General features: G+C 37.0%; 19 protein-coding genes. 2 read left to right on the forward strand and 17 right to left on the reverse strand.

The annotated features are described in order from the left end of the window. Positions 1 to 410 precede the first annotated feature (410 nt). Positions 411 to 1,160 carry a GTP pyrophosphokinase gene (locus C7B89_RS16650; protein ID WP_115674177.1) on the forward strand — a complete coding sequence of 250 codons (750 nt, stop codon included), beginning with the start codon at positions 411 to 413 and terminating at the stop codon, positions 1,158 to 1,160. A gap of 86 nt (positions 1,161 to 1,246) precedes the next feature. On the opposite strand, the gene C7B89_RS16655 is transcribed toward C7B89_RS16650, so the two are convergent. From C7B89_RS16655 to cymR, 5 genes are all read right to left on the reverse strand, one after another. Beyond that, positions 1,247 to 2,695, reverse strand: coding sequence for an MDR family MFS transporter (locus C7B89_RS16655; RefSeq protein ID WP_115674138.1), 1,449 nt, complete (start codon positions 2,693 to 2,695; stop codon positions 1,247 to 1,249). A gap of 172 nt (positions 2,696 to 2,867) precedes the next feature. Beyond that, positions 2,868 to 3,527 carry a tetratricopeptide repeat protein gene (locus tag C7B89_RS16660; protein WP_054550057.1) on the reverse strand — a complete coding sequence of 220 codons (660 nt, stop codon included), beginning with the start codon at positions 3,525 to 3,527 and terminating at the stop codon, positions 2,868 to 2,870. A gap of 74 nt (positions 3,528 to 3,601) precedes the next feature. Then, on the reverse strand, positions 3,602 to 4,726 hold the full coding sequence (mnmA, locus tag C7B89_RS16665) for a tRNA 2-thiouridine(34) synthase MnmA (protein ID WP_048392132.1): 1,125 nt from the start codon (positions 4,724 to 4,726) through the stop codon (positions 3,602 to 3,604). Positions 4,727 to 4,804: 78 nt separating this feature from the next. Beyond that, positions 4,805 to 5,953: a cysteine desulfurase family protein gene (locus C7B89_RS16670; protein ID WP_054550056.1), complete on the reverse strand. Its 1,149-nt coding sequence runs from the start codon at positions 5,951 to 5,953 to the stop codon at positions 4,805 to 4,807. Between the two features lie 275 nt (positions 5,954 to 6,228). Beyond that, on the reverse strand, positions 6,229 to 6,648 hold the full coding sequence (gene cymR / locus C7B89_RS16675; protein WP_004226809.1) for a cysteine metabolism transcriptional regulator CymR: 420 nt from the start codon (positions 6,646 to 6,648) through the stop codon (positions 6,229 to 6,231). Positions 6,649 to 6,851: 203 nt separating this feature from the next. Between cymR and C7B89_RS16680 the strand changes: the two genes are divergently transcribed. Further along, on the forward strand, positions 6,852 to 8,138 hold the full coding sequence (locus tag C7B89_RS16680) for a replication-associated recombination protein A (RefSeq protein WP_112118174.1): 1,287 nt from the start codon (positions 6,852 to 6,854) through the stop codon (positions 8,136 to 8,138). 81 nt (positions 8,139 to 8,219) lie between these two features. Here C7B89_RS16680 and C7B89_RS16685 read toward each other — a convergent pair whose 3' ends face one another. The 12 genes from C7B89_RS16685 to C7B89_RS16740 all read right to left on the reverse strand — a co-directional run bounded on the left by C7B89_RS16685 (position 8,220) and on the right by C7B89_RS16740 (position 17,911). Beyond that, positions 8,220 to 8,936: a hypothetical protein gene (locus C7B89_RS16685; RefSeq protein WP_048392129.1), complete on the reverse strand. Its 717-nt coding sequence runs from the start codon at positions 8,934 to 8,936 to the stop codon at positions 8,220 to 8,222. Positions 8,937 to 9,229: 293 nt separating this feature from the next. Then, positions 9,230 to 9,748, reverse strand: coding sequence for a hypothetical protein (locus C7B89_RS16690; protein WP_048392128.1), 519 nt, complete (start codon positions 9,746 to 9,748; stop codon positions 9,230 to 9,232). A gap of 209 nt (positions 9,749 to 9,957) precedes the next feature. Beyond that, positions 9,958 to 10,344 (reverse strand): hypothetical protein, encoded by a 387-nt coding sequence (locus tag C7B89_RS16695; protein WP_112118171.1) that lies wholly within the window; start codon positions 10,342 to 10,344, stop codon positions 9,958 to 9,960. Between the two features lie 141 nt (positions 10,345 to 10,485). After that, a complete protein-coding gene (locus C7B89_RS16700) occupies positions 10,486 to 11,247 on the reverse strand; it encodes a tRNA threonylcarbamoyladenosine dehydratase (RefSeq protein ID WP_048392126.1) in 762 nt (253 codons plus the stop codon). A 300-nt stretch (positions 11,248 to 11,547) separates the two neighbouring features. Next, positions 11,548 to 12,630 (reverse strand): DUF871 domain-containing protein, encoded by a 1,083-nt coding sequence (locus C7B89_RS16705; RefSeq protein ID WP_066036488.1) that lies wholly within the window; start codon positions 12,628 to 12,630, stop codon positions 11,548 to 11,550. 24 nt (positions 12,631 to 12,654) lie between these two features. Next, complete coding sequence (locus C7B89_RS16710; protein WP_048392124.1) at positions 12,655 to 13,980, reverse strand: PTS sugar transporter subunit IIC; 1,326 nt, start codon at positions 13,978 to 13,980, stop codon at positions 12,655 to 12,657. Between the two features lie 47 nt (positions 13,981 to 14,027). Then, positions 14,028 to 14,348 carry a PTS lactose/cellobiose transporter subunit IIA gene (locus tag C7B89_RS16715; protein ID WP_004226783.1) on the reverse strand — a complete coding sequence of 107 codons (321 nt, stop codon included), beginning with the start codon at positions 14,346 to 14,348 and terminating at the stop codon, positions 14,028 to 14,030. An 18-nt stretch (positions 14,349 to 14,366) separates the two neighbouring features. Further along, a complete protein-coding gene (locus tag C7B89_RS16720) occupies positions 14,367 to 14,678 on the reverse strand; it encodes a PTS sugar transporter subunit IIB (protein WP_004226780.1) in 312 nt (103 codons plus the stop codon). 226 nt (positions 14,679 to 14,904) lie between these two features. Beyond that, positions 14,905 to 16,080, reverse strand: coding sequence for a GNAT family N-acetyltransferase (locus tag C7B89_RS16725; protein ID WP_115674139.1), 1,176 nt, complete (start codon positions 16,078 to 16,080; stop codon positions 14,905 to 14,907). A gap of 87 nt (positions 16,081 to 16,167) precedes the next feature. Next, the gene (locus tag C7B89_RS16730; protein WP_016991626.1) at positions 16,168 to 16,446 is read right to left on the reverse strand and encodes an HPr family phosphocarrier protein; all 279 of its coding nucleotides are present in this window, start codon (positions 16,444 to 16,446) and stop codon (positions 16,168 to 16,170) included. Between the two features lie 18 nt (positions 16,447 to 16,464). Beyond that, positions 16,465 to 17,184 (reverse strand): sugar isomerase domain-containing protein, encoded by a 720-nt coding sequence (locus tag C7B89_RS16735; protein WP_048392122.1) that lies wholly within the window; start codon positions 17,182 to 17,184, stop codon positions 16,465 to 16,467. 4 nt (positions 17,185 to 17,188) lie between these two features. Further along, positions 17,189 to 17,911: a GntR family transcriptional regulator gene (locus C7B89_RS16740; protein WP_004226770.1), complete on the reverse strand. Its 723-nt coding sequence runs from the start codon at positions 17,909 to 17,911 to the stop codon at positions 17,189 to 17,191. Positions 17,912 to 18,267 lie beyond the last annotated feature (356 nt).

Below are 18,267 nucleotides of genomic sequence, written 5' to 3' on the forward strand. Positions count from 1 at the left end.
CATAGAAGGTATATTATTAATGAATCAGATGCAGGGCAAATCATTACGTTTGCTTGTGCATCAAACATTCTTTTATGGAGAGCTATAGAAAATTCCATTTGGAAGTACATTTCACTACTCTTATTCGCTTTTTTTGTCATCGCATCATGGATTTTTCTTGATCATTTAGCCTCAGTTCCATATGTGGAGCAAATTATTTTTTAATGACTGATATGGGCAGTATTTTGCTTTTTTTAGGTGTTGTAGCAGCTTTAGGTCTATATTTTCTAATGACAATCCTTGTCACGTTCGTTGATCATTTTCCTATGCCTAGGGCTATGAATTTCACCAATGATCGGCTATCTCGTTGCCATCACAGCTATACGAAAAATAAAAATCGAACAAACCGTAAAAGAAAGGATTTACAAACGATGAAAACTGAACTAGAAGTAAACACTTTAAAATCTTTTCAAACTGAATTAACACGCTTCTTTTTAGCTTACAAATTTGCTCTACAGGAAGTGGAAACGAAAATTAATATATTACAAGAAGAATTTAAGTTAATTCATGAATATAATCCAATTGAGCATGTATCTACACGTGTAAAATCACCTAAAAGTATTTTAACGAAGATGATGAAAAAAGAGCTTCCTCCATCAATAGAGGCTGTGCGTGAAAATATCCGCGATATAGCTGGTGCTCGCATCACCTGTTCCTTTGTGGAGGATATTTACAAGGTAAGTGCCATGTTACAAGCACAGCATGACATGGAAGTTGTTGAGGTGAAGGATTATATAGCCAATCCAAAAGAAAATGGCTACCAAAGCTTACATCTTATTATTAAAATTCCTATCTTTATGTCAGACCATATGGAAAAGGTCTATACAGAGATCCAAATTCGTACAATTGCAATGGATTTCTGGGCAAGCTTAGAACACAAAATTTATTATAAGTATAACAAAGAAGTACCTGAGCATATTCGACATGAATTAAAGGAAGCCGCACTACAAGCAGCTGAATTAGATCGAAAAATAGAGCGACTGAATAAGGAAATCAATATTTTAAAAGAAAATGAAGCCGAGCCTTCTTTGCTAGACAGTACCCCCATCGCACATTTAGCGAAATACTTAACGGAACTACCTGGCAATCAAATAATTGATGACACTCTATTCAAAAAGTAAATTTATTCTATGGTTTAGTCGTCAAATGAAAAACCCACCTCACACGCTGCTTGATCACAGAATGTGAGGTGGATTTTACTTTTTTTTCACGATTGCGCTTTCCTTGTAGATTTCGTTGCTACAAAAAAGGAGAAAATAAGAGCACCAATAGCAAAAATAAAGGTAGCTATATATACATAACTGACGCCATTCGCAATAGTGTCCTTTAAAAAGTTTACTTCTTCTAAATTAAACCCACCTTTTGCAAATTCACCATTTAATTGAATTTCACCTTTTCCTAATGAAGCCATTTTTTCACTCGTTGCCAGGTTGAAAATCATACCAAATAGCGCTGCACCAATCGCTTGGCTAAATGTATTTGTAAAAGAGTTCAAACCAATTGAAATACCAAGTTGCTTTGGATCTGCCACCTTTTGTATGGAAATCATCAACATCGGCATAATAAAGCCCATCCCTAGCCCAATTAATGATGATGCGAAATAAACGCTGAAATCACTAGAACCTGAAGATAGTCTTGCCAACAATAGTGTACCCGTAACAAGTAAAATCGTACCCATTTGGATAATGCGTTTATTTGTTAAACGACCGATTAAATAACCTGCCATAATCGAGTTCACCGTCCAAAAAATAGACATTGGTGTTAATAATAAACCAGCCTGCGTTGCATTTTTGCCTAAAACACTTTGAGCAAATATAGGAATATAAACGGTTACACCAATGACAATAGACATACCGCTTAAAGTTAATGCATTAATGACCATTAGTCGTCCATTTTTAAACAGTGTTAACGGAATAATTGGCTCCTCTGCTCGTAACTCCACCCAGATAAAAATACTTAAGAATACAAGAGCAACACCATACATTAGCAGCGATTGACCTGATAACCAGGTTTGTGTTTTACTGTTTTCGATAATAACAAACAGTAACGCAACCATGCCAATTGTAAAAAACACTGCACCTAGGTAGTCAATTTTACGCTTCACTGCCTCTAGTTGTTCTTTATAATGTTTAGCAATTAAATAAATAGAGGCTAAACCAAACGGTACATTAATGAAGAAAATAAAATGCCAAGATACTTGGTCAACTATAAAGCCTCCAAATAACGGACCTACTACACCAGAAACGCCCCATACCATACTTAAATAGCTTTGTCCTTTGGCACGCTCTTTTTCAGTCTTAAACAATTCACCAACCATTGTTAATGTAATCGGTAAAATTGAACCTGCGCCAATACCTTGAATTGCTCGAAAAACAATTAATTGCTCCATGGATTGAGCTAAACCACATAACATAGAACCTACTAAAAAAATAATGATACCAGTAATAATCATCCGTTTACGACCAAATAAATCGGCTAATTTACCAAAAATAATCGCCGCTATGGCTGAAGCTAGTAAATAAGCAGAATAAATCCAGCTTATTAAGTCTACACCTAATAAATCAGCCGTAATACTCGGAATAGCAGTACTAACAATAGTTCCCTCAATTGCAGCAAGTGCTGTTACAAGTAATAGTGCAATAAAAACTTTATTCATTCTGTCACCTTTTCCTTTCCTGCATGACATACATTACCAAGTTTGAACTAGAATTAAAAGAGAAAGAGAATCAATTTATGAAAAAATAAACAATTTTTTCTGTTTTACTAGATAAAATCAATAAAAAAGCAGCAAGAATGTTAATCAACATTCACTCGCTGCTTATTATCTATCAGTTAAATCGTTGAGCAATCATATCGTAAATATAACGTGCTTGGTCATATTCAGGTTGTAAGGTAAAGGCTTGTTTCAAATGATACATTGCATCCTCTGTTTGTTCGGTAGACACGGCATATAGTACGCCTAAATTATAATGTGCATCTGCATTATTCCAATCCTGTTCAATTAAGAGATCTAGTTCCTTCTTCCCTTCCTCAAACATTTCTAATGCACATAACACTATCGCATAGGCTAAACGAATCTGTGTATCCTCTGGAGCAATTTCTACCGCACGTTGTAAATATGGTAATGCCAATTTTGGGTTATCCAACCGTTCAAAGCATTTCCCCATCATATAATAGACATCGGCACCTTCAATATGATGTTTTAGCGCTTGCTCATATAGCTTCACGGCCTCGGCATAGCGTTCAGCATTGTAATATAAATTCGCTAGACCGTAATAGGCTGTAGCTGCTGATTCATCTACAGTGATTGCCTTTTGGAAGAAACGCTCTGCACGTTCAGTATCCTCTAATACGGCTAATAAATTGCCGAAATTTACATACCCAATAGCATTTTCAGGCTCTGCCTCTATTGCTTTTGTAAATAGTTGAGCAGCATCCTCATAACGTTTTTCTTGAAATGCTTGGATGCCCTGTTCATTATAATTCATTTGTTCTTCACCTCTATGTAGCGAAAGACTGCTTTTAGGAAGCCAAGAGGCCATAAAAGCAGTCTTAACGCAATTTATCCAACATATGTTAGTTTTTCATTACTTTTAAAGACTTCATCAATCGTTCCGCCACCCATACATTCTTCTCCGTTGTATAGCACTACAGCTTGGCCAGGTGTAATTGCACGCACAGGTTCTGCAAATGTAATGTGTGCACGCCCATCTGGTAAAATTTCAACTTCTACTGGTGTATCGGTTTGACGATAACGGAATTTTGCTGTGCAAGAAAATTTCCCAGGCAATTTTTTTGTCGAAGTATAGTTCATTTTCACAGCTGTTAATGATGTTGAATACGAATATTCATTGTCAAAGCCTTGTCCGACAAGTAGAACATTACGCGCTAAATCTTTTCCTAGCACAAACCAAGGCTCGCCGTCCCCACCAATACCAAGCCCGTGTCGTTGACCAAGTGTATAGTACATTAAACCATCGTGTTGGCCCATTACAACGCCATCCATTGTTTCCATTTTCCCAGGTTGTGCTGGTAAATATTGACTTAAGAACTCTTTGAAATTACGTTCACCGATAAAGCAAATGCCTGTTGAATCTTTTTTCTTTGCCGTAGCAAGGCCAGCTTCTTCTGCAATTTTTCGTACTTCTTTTTTCTCTATATCACCAATTGGGAACATTACATGCGCCAATTGCTCTTGCGATAATTGATTTAAAAAGTATGTTTGATCTTTATTATCATCAACGCCACGTAACATTCTAACTTCACCATCACCACTACGATCAATTCGTGCATAGTGACCTGTCGCTAAATAATCAGCACCAAGGTTCATGGCATGCTCTAAAAATGCTTTAAATTTAATTTCTTTATTGCACATAACATCAGGATTTGGTGTACGCCCTGCTTTATATTCTTCTAAAAAGTATGTGAAAACCTTATCCCAATATTGTTTCTCGAAATTGACAGCATAGTATGGGATACCAATTTGATTACATACTTTTATTACATCGTCATAATCTTCCGTTGCTGTACAAACACCGTTTTCGTCTGTATCATCCCAGTTTTTCATAAAGATCCCGATTACTTCATACCCTTGTTGTTTTAACAAGTATGCCGCCACCGATGAATCTACCCCACCTGACATGCCGACAACAACTCGAATTTGAGAGGGGTCACGTGTTTCTTTCATTGTGGTCACCTTTTCTTTTATCTAATTACAGTTTATGTTTCAATATTTTAACGAAACATAACATAAGTATTTTGCAAATTATTTTTTAGCTAGTTTTTTCACAATTTGAGCCGTTTTTTCTGCTGCATCTTGTATATCCTTTTCCGTTAAACCCTGCCCAAAGCTGAATCGGATTGAATTTCGTAGCTCCTCTGCACTTTGTCCAAACATTGCTACTAACACATGAGAAGGATCAATCGATCCTGCAGTACATGCCGAACCACTCGAAACATAGATACCTGCCATATCAAGGTTCACTAAAAATGATTCTACCTCCATGCCTGCAAAGCTAATATTTAAGACATGAGGCAACGAATCCACCTCATCACCATTTACATGGAATGCTAGCTTTTCCTGTGAAAAAACAGCAAGCATAATTTGCTTAAAGTGATTGTATAGTGAACGCTTTTCTTCACGCAACTCATTTGCAACTTGCACTGCAGTCGCAAAAGCAATAATGGCAGGTATATTTTCAGTACCTGCACGACGTTTTTTCTCTTGTGCGCCCCCAAGAGCATAACTTGCTAACGGTGTTCCTGCTTTTTGATAAAGGAATCCAACACCTTTTGGACCGTTGATTTTATGAGCAGATACACTCAATAAATCCACCTGTAATTCATTTACATCAATGGACTCTAAGCCATAAGCCTGAACCGCATCTGTATGGAATATGGCACTATGCTCACGCAATAGCGCGCCAATCTCAGCAATTGGCTGTATCGTTCCAACTTCATTATTTCCATACATAATTGTCACTAAAATGGTATCATCACGAAGGGCTTTTTGGACATCCTCAATCGCGACACGCCCTTTTTGATCAACAGGTAAATAGGTCACCTCAAAGCCATCACGTTCAAGTTTTTCACACGTATGTAATACTGCATGATGCTCTACTTGCGTTGTTATGATGTGTTTTCCTTCATTTGCACGGGCATAGACAGTCCCTAAAATTGCCATATTGTCAGCTTCTGTGCCACCACTTGTGAAAATAATTTCCCCTGCTTGCGCACCAATTGATTTCGCCAATAGCTCACGTGCATCATCTAGATATTTCCTTGCTTCTCGACCTGCTTTATGAATACTCGATGCATTGCCAAATACCTCTTGCATAGCAGTCGTCATCGCTTCTATTACTTGGCCATTCATTGGAGATGTGGCCGCATGATCGAGATAGATATATGAATTCATGTTGAAAACTCCTTTTTAAACTCTGTGACATCCGCCAGAGGCTTTCGCTTGATTCAGTTAATGCTTGCAAAATAATACAAGTGTTCTTCGCTCCTCTATAAGTGGGGAGTCTTCCGTACTTAGTGGTTCATTTTAGTACAAAACATTTGCTGAATCGAGATAAAAGCACAAAACCCACATCACTCATCGTAAAAATAGCCATTGAGATGTGAATAGTTCACAATCTCCTAAAAAGATGAAGTGAATGCAGGAGTAGCGCTTTAGCTTAAACTATTTTAAATATAGAACATGTAGCCTTCCACTACATTTTCTTCTGTATATTGTGCTAAATCTTCAATTGTCGTTGTATCTAACACGTTTTTTACTGCATCACGAATACGTAGCCATAACTCACGTTGCGGGGCTTCTTCATTTTCAATACCCTCTACTGGTTGAATCGGCCCTTCTAGCACACTAATAACATGGGCTGCTGAAATTTCGCTAGGTGGATTTGCTAGCATATAACCACCATAAGCACCACGTACACTTTTTACTAAGCCTGAATTACGAAGCGGAGATACTAATTGCTCTAAATATGCCTCTGAAAGTTCCTTTTCCGCCGCAATTTTACGCAAGGGAATTGGCCCTTCCCCATAATGCTTTGCTAATTCAATCATAATTGTAAGCCCATAACGGCCCTTTGTTGAAATTTTCATTTTATCACCCTCAATTAGTCTAGTCAAAATACTACCAACAGTATATCATAATCTCCTCTTGATGAACTCGGAAATACACCTAGAAGGATATGATATACTAATTAAAGCGATTCATAATCGTTCAAAATCCATATGAGTGCTTTATTTTAGCGTAAAAAAATGTATGAAGCAAAAAATGACAACGACAGAAAGGGGAAGTTATTTTGCACAATGAACCACTCGCTTTTCGAATGCGACCTTTAACCCTTGATGAGATTGTTGGTCATCAGGATTTCATTGGTCCCAACACAGCCCTTTATAAAATGATTCAAAATGAACACGTCCCTTCCATGTTGCTATATGGAGAACCTGGAATCGGTAAAACATCCATTGCCAATGCCATTGCAGGAAGTTCCAAGCTCCCTTTCTTCGCACTTAATGCCACACGAGCTGGCAAAAAAGATGTGGAAGATATTGTACAAGAAGCAAGAATTTCAGGGAAAGTAATACTTTTCCTAGATGAAATTCACCGTTTCAATAAATTACAGCAAGATACACTGTTACCACATGTAGAAAATGGATCAATTGTATTAATTGGTGCCACGACAGAAAATCCCTATCATGATGTTAATCCAGCGATTCGTTCACGCTGTGGCGAAATTTACCAGCTAAAACGCTTAACGAAGGAAAATTTAATCGAACTAGTTGAAAAAGCACTTGCTGATGAAAGACGCGGACTAGGTAAATATCATTTTGCCTTAACACCATCACAAATTGAACAAATTGCCGCCGCAGCAAATGGAGATGCACGAAAAGCGTTAACTTTGCTAGAATCCATTTACTATGCCAGTGATGAGGTGGATGGACAAACGGTTGCTGCCGACCATGTCATTGAACATCTCATTAGTCGAATTGGTGTGTATGGCGATAAAAAAGGATCACATTTTTATAATTTACTATCAGCCCTGCAAAAGTCTGTGCGTGGCAGTGATACCAATGCTGCTCTGTATTATCTAGCGCATTTATTGGAAACAGGCGATTTAGTGGCTGTCAGCAGACGCCTACTTGTTATGGCCTATGAGGATATTGGTCTAGCTAATCCCGAAGTCGGACCTCATATATTAGCTGCTATTCAAGCAGCCGAACGACTAGGATTACCAGAGGCACGTATACCACTTGCCAGTGCTGTCATTGAAATGTGCCTTGCCTCAAAATCCAACTCAGCCATTATGGCTATTGATGCTGCCATTAAGGCTATTCATGAAGGCAAAACAGGTGATATACCTCATCATTTGCGAGATGCTCATTACGAGGGTGCAAAAGATTTAGGACACGTTGGCTATCAATATCCTCATAACACACCGATCGGTACTTTTGGTGGTTGGGTAGACCAGCAATATTTGCCAGACGAACTTGTAGGAACTGAATTCTACAAACCTGTTATTGCTGGTGAGGAAAAGCGCATGGCTGGCATCTACGACAAACTAAAATCATTTCAAGATAAGAAATAATAAAACAAAGCAAAGTCACTATCTTAAGTAATTGAAATGACTTTGCTTTTTATATAACAACAGGATAGGCTACTCTAGCAATCATCCTGTAAAGCTCGGGTTATTTGTTGTATATCGTTCTTGGTAAAACAAATTTAATGGTTCTGCCAAATGTCGAAGTGATGGCAAAATGGACTCTTCCACATCTCCTTCTTTTTCCTTACTATGCAAAAAAACAATCAAATTATACGACTGATACAGCAAGCTGGCGAACTCTTGATTGTTTTCTCTCACCTCAAAGCGAATTGCTTTTACAGCAATTGCTTGTGCAATTTTTTGTTCTCTTGTTTCACAGGAGGGCTCATTACTTAATTCATCATCCGACACTCTGTATAACCGTTTTAATGCACCATATACCTCTTTATTTCCACTAAATCGATCTTTTAACCATTGCAAGACAAATTGCAAAAGAATAACTGCATAGATAAGGGAAAGACATTCATCGCCACGTGATTTTTTTGCTAAGCGTTGGAAATATTCTGCTTGTGTGACTAGTTCAAAAAGAATTAAACGTATTGGATAAAGCATGGCATGACCGCTATTGATGTACAGCTTTTCTCGATCTCTATACATAGCCAACCAAATATCTTTGACCAATGAAATAGATTTCCTTGTTGAGAGCGCTAATTGACATTGAATAAGCTCCTGTTCGATTGTCGGTTGGATAAGCTGTAGAAATAAAAGTTCATCTTCCTCACTAACTAATAAAAGCGGCTTTTCCAAATTCGCCAAATCTATTTCTATTCCATTTACAATCATTGCTTAGCCCCCTTCCAATAAGTTCTTTCAGCTAAGTTCTTACAGCGTGAGCACATATATTACCAATTTTCTAACTATAATTCGACAAAAAAACATAAATACCTTTCAAGAAAATATGCCTTTTTACTTTCGTCATAATAAAAAAGAACCCACGCTACTAAAAGAGGCAAGTAAATCACTCTCTTTCCACATCGAACATTGTAGAAAAAACTGATTTAAATCCCAATAAGTTACGTAGATTCTTGACGTATAGGCTATTTTCAGAAAATAGATAGTCTATTATTGTCTAAGGTTTATGCAGGAAGTTCTTGTTCCACAAATAATTTAAATTGTTGAAGACATTGCTTCACTTCACCTTTTTGTGACAGTACTTCGTTGCGTATGTTTGTTGCTTTTTCTTCATCCTCTAGCACTTCAGTTAAAAGAGCCATGATATCTTCTAATAATTGCTCATTCTCTTCCTGCTCAATACTCGGTAAGGAATAGGCTGCTATTTTTAATAAATGCTCTACTTTTTCAGGCGTTTTTTGCAAAGCATTCGAAGAATAATAAGTCGATGCAGCTAAAAAGTAGCATAATTTTGCACAACAATCGATAAATAAATGCCAATACGTATTTGCTTTCGGTAATTCCCCTGCCCGCTGATTAACATATTCCTTATAATAGGTAGTGACTTGTATATATAAAGGATTCAATTCTCTCATGGCTTTCGGATAGTTGTTGGATGTATCCAAATAGTCAAATACAATGGCATTCATTTTCTCTTGAAGTTTAACAATATCTAAATGATCACGAATTACTTGAATTTCCATTTTCCCACTCTCCCATATGTCATTTGCTGTTTAGCTTTCTGTCTATTCACTGAGTAGCACCAAGCATCCCAAACAAACTGATCGATTATCTAATGGATGATTCAAATTATAGCAATAAACCATATGAAGTAGTGTGGACATGAAAAAAATAAGACAATTTCGTGAATTAATAGCATTTTATGTACATAAGAGGAACTATTTTGGTAAAATTATACCCTTTGTACATAATCATCAAATAAGCATGGTTCGTTTGCTCGATCGATAATTTCAATAATACTTCCATGCACATATTTTTTAATGCGCTTTTGAGGTATATAAAAATAAGCATTGTTCATAATTAACCATTCACTTAATGTTAAATCACTACCTGATTGTTGATTCGTTAAGATTTTTTTGTGTCGCAGAACATCAGCCATTTTATAAAAACCATCTGACAATTCGTAGGCTGATACATCAAAATTAAAAATGGGGCTGACAACCTGTCCAACATCAAAAATATGTATAGTTTGGTTTTCTTCATCTATAGCTAACTCTACTGTGCTAATCTCGTCGAAAAGATTTAAACCTCTATACTCCATTTGATAAATTTTTTCCATTTGTATAGGCCTCCTTTTTTACAACGGTCTAATTGTAACATAGAAAAAGTAGCTACCTCTAAATACAATTAAGGCAGCTACTTCTACGAAAATGAACATTTATGCTGTTTTTTGACTATTACCAAAGCACCGTATTTGGTATTAACCTTGTACGCGCGTAATTTTCACATCTTTTAGGATGGTATTGACTACCCAGCTTGCTGCAATTAAACCTGCTACTGACGGTACAAAAGCGTTAGATGAAGGTGGCATCTTTGCTTTTCGAATTGCTGCATCCGGCTTACCTACATGTTCGACAACATCTGGACGTACGACAATTGGACTTTCATCTGAAAATACAACCGTAACACCCTTATGAATACCTTCTTTACGTAGCTTAGTACGAATGATTTTAGCCAATGGGTCTGTATGTGTTTTTGAAATATCTGCAATTTGGAAGCGAGTAGGGTCCATCTTATTTGCTGCACCCATGCTTGAAATAATAGGAATATTACGCTTTAAACATTCCTTCATTATATGAATTTTATACATCACTGTATCACTTGCATCAATTACATAATCAATGCCTTGTGCAAAAAATTCTTCATAGGTTTCTTCCGTATAAAACATGTGCATGTCAATCACTTCACATGCTGGGTTAATATCTGCAATACGCTCTTTCATGACAGCTGATTTTGATTGACCAACTGTTGATAAGTATGCAACAAGTTGTCTGTTGACATTTGTGATATCTACATTGTCCTTATCGACTAGAATAATACGGCCGATTCCGCTTCGTGCACATGCCTCAGCCGCGAATGAACCGACACCACCCACACCAAGAATGGCAACCGTTGTATTTTTTAATTTCTCGAGACCCTCTGTTCCTATTGCGAGCTCGTTACGTGAAAATTGATGTAACATCCTGACACTCTCCATTTATGAAATTTTATTAGTAAACCTAGTTATATACTAAGATAAAATCAAAACCTATCTTACATTTTATCATGTTATTGTTCAAGATAAAAATATAAAGAAAAAGTCAAAATTATCTACTTAAATCCTTTGAAATAATAATCCATAAAAACATTTCATCCAATTCTGCTATATATGGTAAAATAGTACAATAAAATTAGTTGATTAATCAGGTAAATCTTATATAACATTATGCTCAACCACATAAAGAAAAAGAGATTGATGACTCAATCTCTTTCTCACTCTTCTTTACTTTGTAAATCCAAATGATGCCCATGGTTGAATGTATGTTAATAAAAATAGTTCTTCCTCTACAATTCTAGCTACGACATTACTCGATCCTGTATTCGGAATGTCCTTTAGCACAATCTGTAGCTCTCCCTTATAACGAACATCTAAATTATTATCAATCGTGACATCTCCTCTTTTTAATGGCCGTATATCATGCACAGGAAAATCTCCATTTTTATATTTCACACGGGATTGGGTGCTCCGAATCACGTATTCAGACACATCACCCCGATTAAAATGAGGCTCTTTATAAAGAATCGTCTCCTCTAAAATGCTTGTGTCTTCAGACTGGACAACCCTTAACTCAAGCTTATTACGATTTAATTGTCCTAATGCACGTAGTTCTTCCTCAGAAGCAAACATATTGCCAATAATACAATCGTCAATTAACCCTGTATGCCATAAATCTTTCGCCTGTACAGTGATTGGGAGATAACGGTGTTCCTCTAATGTAGGTAACCCGTGCTCTGTTTGCTCCCAAGGTCCATATTGACCATGTTGTGAGGAGATCATTGCTGCTGTTCTCACATTGTGCGCTTTAAAGTGTTGTGACGTTTGTAAAAAATGCTGACGAGATAGCCCCGTAAATCGTTTTGGATAAAAATTATGACAGCCGATAATGTTCTCTTTATTGGGCTGATAAGAGATAATATTATCTACATACTTCGTACCATTACTAATGTTTAATTCTATTTTTAGATGACTTCCATCAAGTGACATCAACGCTTCTTCTTGACCTGAAAATCCCATATCTAAACGTAAGGCTGCCAAATAATAATGTTCTTTTAAATAGCCAATATCCCTATAAGTTAAGCCTAAATCATCAAAAACACCTGGTGCAATATCAGCGGATATGTCAAAGCCGAGGCGTTGCGCAAATTCGTTGATTTGTTGTAATTTTTGACGCTCCTCATCCTGTTTTAAGGACATTAGGCATGTGAATATACGATCAAAGCCATTATCATGAGCCACCTGAACATAGCGCTTCATCTCCTCTAGCGTACTATGCTGCGGATATAGCGAGATTCCTAATCTTTTCACTTCAAACCCTCCGTTAATTGATGCTTATACTTCCACTTTTTGTCCTCTGGATTCCACTACAGATTCCTCACTCTGTGCCGCTAAAGCAGCTTTTTGCTCATTCTGCCTTGCCATACGGTTCGCCATCGAGATAAATGGCAGATAAATACAAACAGCAATGATAATTAAGACCATACTCAAAACAGCACCACGCCAAGATTGAGTTGCTAAAAAGCCATTAATAATCGGCGGTGTTGTCCAAGGCGGTGAAACGGTAGCGGCTGGCACCCAGCCCCATTTCGTTGCAAAGAATGCAATTGTTACGTTTATCATTGGTGTCAAAATGAACGGAACAAATAAAACCGGATTTAATACAATTGGTAACCCAAAAAGTAATGGCTCATTGATATTGAAAATCCCAGGTGCTGCGGATAATTTCCCAACTGTATTATATTGCTTATTCTTTCTCGCAAATATGAAAATCGCAATAATAAGTGCTATTGTTGTACCAGAGCCTCCCATATTAATAAAAGCATCAAAGAATGGTTTATTGACAATGTAAGGCGCAACTTTACCAGCAGAGATTGCTGCAACATTTTCATTAATAGCTGGTAAATTAATCGTTTGCATGAATGGTTCGATGATATTTGCTCCATGTACGCCAAGTGTCCATAAAAATGTAGGTATAAATGCCAAAATTAAAGCAGCAAGCCATGTATTTGTTAGACCCATAAATGGCTCTTGAATCGCAGAGTAGAAGGACCCGACAATATCTGGTATATCAAAACCTGCTGAAATAATTGTACGTACTAAAGCAAATATTCCAATCGTAATAATGGCAGGAAGTAACGCAGCAAATGATTTGGAAACAGCTGGTGGTACACCAGTTGGCATTTTAATTAGTAGTTTAGGATTACCAGACAATCTACAAAACAATTCTGTAGAAAGTAGTGCTACAATCAGAGCAATAAATATACCACCCGTGCCTGTTGTTAAGCCGGTTAATCCGCCTTCCCCGAAAGTCCCAAACGTCATGTAGCTTGATAAACTAATTACTCCAGCAGACAGACCATCTTTTTGATAACTTTTAGCAAGATGATAAGCAACAGTAAAGGCAAGTAGCAGTGAAATGATATTAAATGTAGCACTCCAAATATTACCGCCGAATTGAGTCCATGTCTCATGTTTCCAAATGGCATCGAGTGTATTTTGATAAAATTTAATAGGCAAATTGTTAATAAGTACAGCCAAAGATCCCACAATCGTTAAAGGCATAATCGTAATAAATCCGTCACGAATGGCAACTAAATGACGCTGATTCCCAACCCTAGCAGCAACCGGTACAAACTTTTCTTCTAAAAAACGGAACACTCACATACACTCCCTTTGCTTTTTATTGATAACATCAAAATTTGATGTTACTCCCCTTGGATTCGTTCATATAGCTCAATCATTTCCTGTGCTAAATCTCGAAAAGTAATAGCATTCATTAAATGATCCTGGGCATGAATTAATAACATCGAAACCTCTACCTTTTCTCCCCTTGCTTCTTGAGACAGTAACCCCGTTTGAGCATGATGCGCTTCAATTAATGACTCATTCGCTAATTTGATTTTTTCTTTTGCTGCCTCAATTTGCCCCTTTTTTGCTAGCTGAATAGCTTCCATACACTCACTTTTCGTATTTCCACTATGCACAATCAGTCCCATAATGGATGCCATTAATGCTGTATCTTCCATTCCCCATTGCCCCTTCTTTTATCCAATTAGTTGTAGAGCCTGTTTCAGGACATTTTCACCGTTCATCATGCCGTAATCCGCCATATTGATCACATCGATTGGAAAGCCTTTATCCTTATATTTTGTTTCAAATGAACCTTTCAAATAACGAACCTGTGGGCCTAATAAAAGAACATCAGCCTTCTTTGTCGCTAAAATCTTTTCCACCTCTCCTTCAGCAATGGCGTAAATATCGGCGTCAATATTTTGCTCTTGCGCTGCTTTTTGCATCTTCGACACTAATAAACTAGTACTCATACCTGCTACACACACTAACATGATGTTTTTCATTCGATACACTCCTTTTATTTTCTTCGATTGTGTAATCGCTTACTTATTTTGAGAATAGCACCTATTGGTATATACCACAATATAAATTTTACATTAAATTTATTTATATCAAGTTATTTACAAAATTGGGCTATATCAATTTTGTCGTGAAATTAATGATTATAATCAACTGGTATAGTCCAGAAAAAAAGCCAAAAAATTTTTAAATTTTCTTATTATTCAATACCTAGAAATACTCATAAAATGCTGGCTTTTCAGTAGGGATTGCCCATTCCCACTGTTCGATCACCTTTTCTACCGTAGGTTGATTAGCATAGACAACTGTTTCTTTGACAGAAAGATAACCTGCCATCATCGCAGAAAAAAGATTAATTGGTAGTGTTAACATATGCTTGTCAGAGATTGAACTTGTCTCAATTATTACGACCTGACCATTTTTATTTATTTGATAAATATGCTCATTCCAGAGACAAAATGGATCTTCAATACGAATCGTTAATGTTTCTTGAATATCCTTCCACGGATACTGCTGCATAAATGCATAAACATCTACTACTCTAATCATCACATCCTGTATGACTTCCCTTTTGAATTGTGGCTCCTTGAAATAAAAGCCAAAAGGATAATGATTACTAGTAACTCCAGTTATGCTACTGACACTTGCTGCATGAGATGTCATATAACGCCACATAGCTTGTTCAGCTAAGAGATTTGCTACAACAAAGTCTTGGATAGTAAATGCCCCATTTCGAATCGTATAACGAATATAGCCTTCTATGTTACTGCCTTGAAAATAGGCAGCAAAGTGACTATCTGGACTCCTTCTTTCAAGTCTTTTCCACCATCCTTCATCCCTTACCATGCCACCATTTCGAATGATTGCCTGTGCATTATGAAAATCCTTAATCATCTGAAAGAGCACAGGATCTAACCACTCAAAGCTCATCCTTTTCATGTCGTCTACTTGTTTCCCTAAAGAGGGAAACATAGTTTGAGGGATTGTATAATGGAGCTTCTCAAAAAATAATTCCCAACCAAAATAACGATAGAAGGACACAGAAAATGGCGCTAATACTGAAATCGTTTGTCCATTGTCTCTCATTTTTTGCAGCGCTTCTGTCATAAGCCTTTTGATAATACCCTGTTGTCGATGCTCAGGATACGTTGCAACAAAGCCGATGCCTCCCATTTTAAATGAAACTCCATGCACTGTAATATTTAGCGGTAATATTAATAGCTGCCCAACAATTTTTTTGTCATCATAAGCACCTAAGGTCGTGCTTTGCTCAATCCAATAATGAAAATCCTCTCGACGAGCCCCTGAGTACTTATTTGGAAAGCAATAGTCTCTCAATCGATGAATCTGCCCATAATCATTAGGCGAGACGATGTGAATGTCCATTTAACCACCCCTAAAATTCCTAATATTCAGATAATTAGTCATAAGATTCTTTTACAGTGGCATAATCATAACCACTGCAAGAATCTTTTATCCCTCTTGCCATTCTTCTCCTATTGCTTTAGACAACATGACTTCAGTAATAGTTTGAAATAATGTTGCTACATCTGGCCCATCCGCTGAAATTTCCACTACACTTCCTGGTTTAACACCTAATGACATCACGCCCATAATAGACTTTAAATTAACGGATTTTTCTTCGTATGTTAATTTAATATCACTTTGAAATGGTGTCACTGCAGTTACGAGTAATGCAGCCGGTCTGGCATGGATACCTTCAGTAGATGTAATTTTATACATTTTCTTCATTTACATACCTCCACTCTTTCACGTGAAATTAATCCGATGATGATATTTGGCAATCATTTTCTCATTATGTGACCAATCCGAATCAACATTATTGCTGACAAAAATCGGTAACTCTATTGAGGACTTTGCTAGTGTTTCTATGATTTCACTGAACAAAGCATTTAATAGTAATGAACCAATAACAGTAGATGCTGGCGCATACTGTATGTCATGTATAGTTAGTACACCATCACCAATCGGTATATGTGTATTAATTACAAAATCTACCACATCTTCTAGCCGCAGCCCACTGTGATGACGTGTAGTCTGTTCCTTATAGTGGAGCGATTGGAGGGATAGCACAAATATCCCTGAATCCTTTGCTAATAAAGCGGCGTCAATAGGTGCTGCATTTCTCCCTGAGGTTGAAATGACGATGCAAACATCATTTTCACGAAAGTCAAACTGTTCCTTATGCTGTTCAATAATAGTTGAATCTTTCTCATTGATTGAAGAAGCTAATGCTCCAGCATGTAAAGCTAATGGTTCAATAAATATAGGACGGACGGGTACTAAACCACCTGCTCGATAAAATGCCTCCTGTGCCAATAGCTGTGAATGACCACAACCAAATAATTGAATTATCCCACCTTTTTGGAGACGTTGGACAATGATTTGAGCCACATCACTTATATGTGATGCCTCCTTTTCCTTCACAACCTGGATAAGCTTTTCGATTTCAGAAAAATATGCATGCATAAAATCACCTTTTAATTTCACTTATGAATTTATAACGATCAGCTCGATACGTACTGCGCACAAGCTCAAAGGGCTTACCATCTGATAAATAACTTGTACGTTTGATAATTAAAACTGGTGCTGTTTGATTAATTTGTAGAAACTTACTATCCTCTTTCGATACGATGGCTGCCTCCATCTGTTGTACCGCATTCCCTATTTTTTGATGGAACTTTGCTTCGATTAAGGCATAAAGCGAGCCCATTATTTGCTTCTCATCCAACTCCGGATAAATTTTAACTGGGATATATGTTCTTTCGATTGCCATTGGTTGCGCATCTGCATTTCTTATGCGCACTACAAAAAATACTTCTTCGCCAGACTCTATCATCAAATCTCTTGCAATATCCACTGGTGGTATAATTTTCTCAAATCGTAATACCTTACTGCTTGGTTCCATTCCTCTTGCCCGCATATCTTCCGTGAAACTCGTTAAGCCTTTTAACGGTTGCTCTAATTTTGGATTTGCAACATACGTTCCTCTCCCTTTTTCTCGATATAATAGACCACTATTTACTAGATTGGTAATGGATTGACGAACAGTCATTCTACTTACATCAAATTGTGCAGAAAGCTCTCGTTCTGATGGGATAGTCTCACCAATTCTGTATTCTTCTAAATAAATTCGTTGTTTAATAATCTCTTCTATTTGTATATAAATAGGTATATGAGAATTTTTCTCTAACAATTCTTGCACCTTCCTTATCGCCTTTATGATTTCTCCATACAACTTTACCTCGTTAGATCGGTTTTTGTATTTCGCATGATTAAACAAAGCTAAATGATATCCACGATAACAGTGTGAAAAAGACATATTTACACAGTCGCTTGATGTGGTAACTTTCTCACTATCATTGTAGCATCTGAGCTCAATCATTGTACCATTATATTCTCAACTGACTAATCACCGTCTTGTAATTTTGATCCAATTTGCCTTCTTTCAATAGGCTTTTCCCTCACTGTGTTTTGTATCAACCACAATTAAAACGCTTTCAAAATCATTTAAATAAAGTGTTTTTCCTCGTAATATCTGCCTAAAGATAT

Source organism: Lysinibacillus capsici, assembly GCF_003367505.1.
GTDB classification, from domain to species: domain Bacteria; phylum Bacillota; class Bacilli; order Bacillales_A; family Planococcaceae; genus Lysinibacillus; species Lysinibacillus capsici.

Excerpts from the sequence above, each read along its gene's own strand:
- C7B89_RS16650 (WP_115674177.1), top strand. The coding sequence starts at position 411 with ATGAAAACTGAACTAGAAGTAAACACTTTAAAATCTTTTCAAACTGAA.
- C7B89_RS16655 (WP_115674138.1), bottom strand. The coding sequence starts at position 2,695 with ATGAATAAAGTTTTTATTGCACTATTACTTGTAACAGCACTTGCTGCA.
- C7B89_RS16660 (WP_054550057.1), bottom strand. The coding sequence starts at position 3,527 with ATGAATTATAATGAACAGGGCATCCAAGCATTTCAAGAAAAACGTTAT.
- mnmA (WP_048392132.1), bottom strand. The coding sequence starts at position 4,726 with ATGAAAGAAACACGTGACCCCTCTCAAATTCGAGTTGTTGTCGGCATG.
- C7B89_RS16670 (WP_054550056.1), bottom strand. The coding sequence starts at position 5,953 with ATGAATTCATATATCTATCTCGATCATGCGGCCACATCTCCAATGAAT.
- cymR (WP_004226809.1), bottom strand. The coding sequence starts at position 6,648 with ATGAAAATTTCAACAAAGGGCCGTTATGGGCTTACAATTATGATTGAA.
- C7B89_RS16685 (WP_048392129.1), bottom strand. The coding sequence starts at position 8,936 with ATGATTGTAAATGGAATAGAAATAGATTTGGCGAATTTGGAAAAGCCG.
- C7B89_RS16690 (WP_048392128.1), bottom strand. The coding sequence starts at position 9,748 with ATGGAAATTCAAGTAATTCGTGATCATTTAGATATTGTTAAACTTCAA.
- C7B89_RS16695 (WP_112118171.1), bottom strand. The coding sequence starts at position 10,344 with ATGGAAAAAATTTATCAAATGGAGTATAGAGGTTTAAATCTTTTCGAC.
- C7B89_RS16700 (WP_048392126.1), bottom strand. The coding sequence starts at position 11,247 with ATGTTACATCAATTTTCACGTAACGAGCTCGCAATAGGAACAGAGGGT.
- C7B89_RS16715 (WP_004226783.1), bottom strand. The coding sequence starts at position 14,348 with ATGGAAGATACAGCATTAATGGCATCCATTATGGGACTGATTGTGCAT.
- C7B89_RS16720 (WP_004226780.1), bottom strand. The coding sequence starts at position 14,678 with ATGAAAAACATCATGTTAGTGTGTGTAGCAGGTATGAGTACTAGTTTA.
- C7B89_RS16725 (WP_115674139.1), bottom strand. The coding sequence starts at position 16,080 with ATGGACATTCACATCGTCTCGCCTAATGATTATGGGCAGATTCATCGA.
- C7B89_RS16730 (WP_016991626.1), bottom strand. The coding sequence starts at position 16,446 with ATGAAGAAAATGTATAAAATTACATCTACTGAAGGTATCCATGCCAGA.
- C7B89_RS16735 (WP_048392122.1), bottom strand. The coding sequence starts at position 17,184 with ATGCATGCATATTTTTCTGAAATCGAAAAGCTTATCCAGGTTGTGAAG.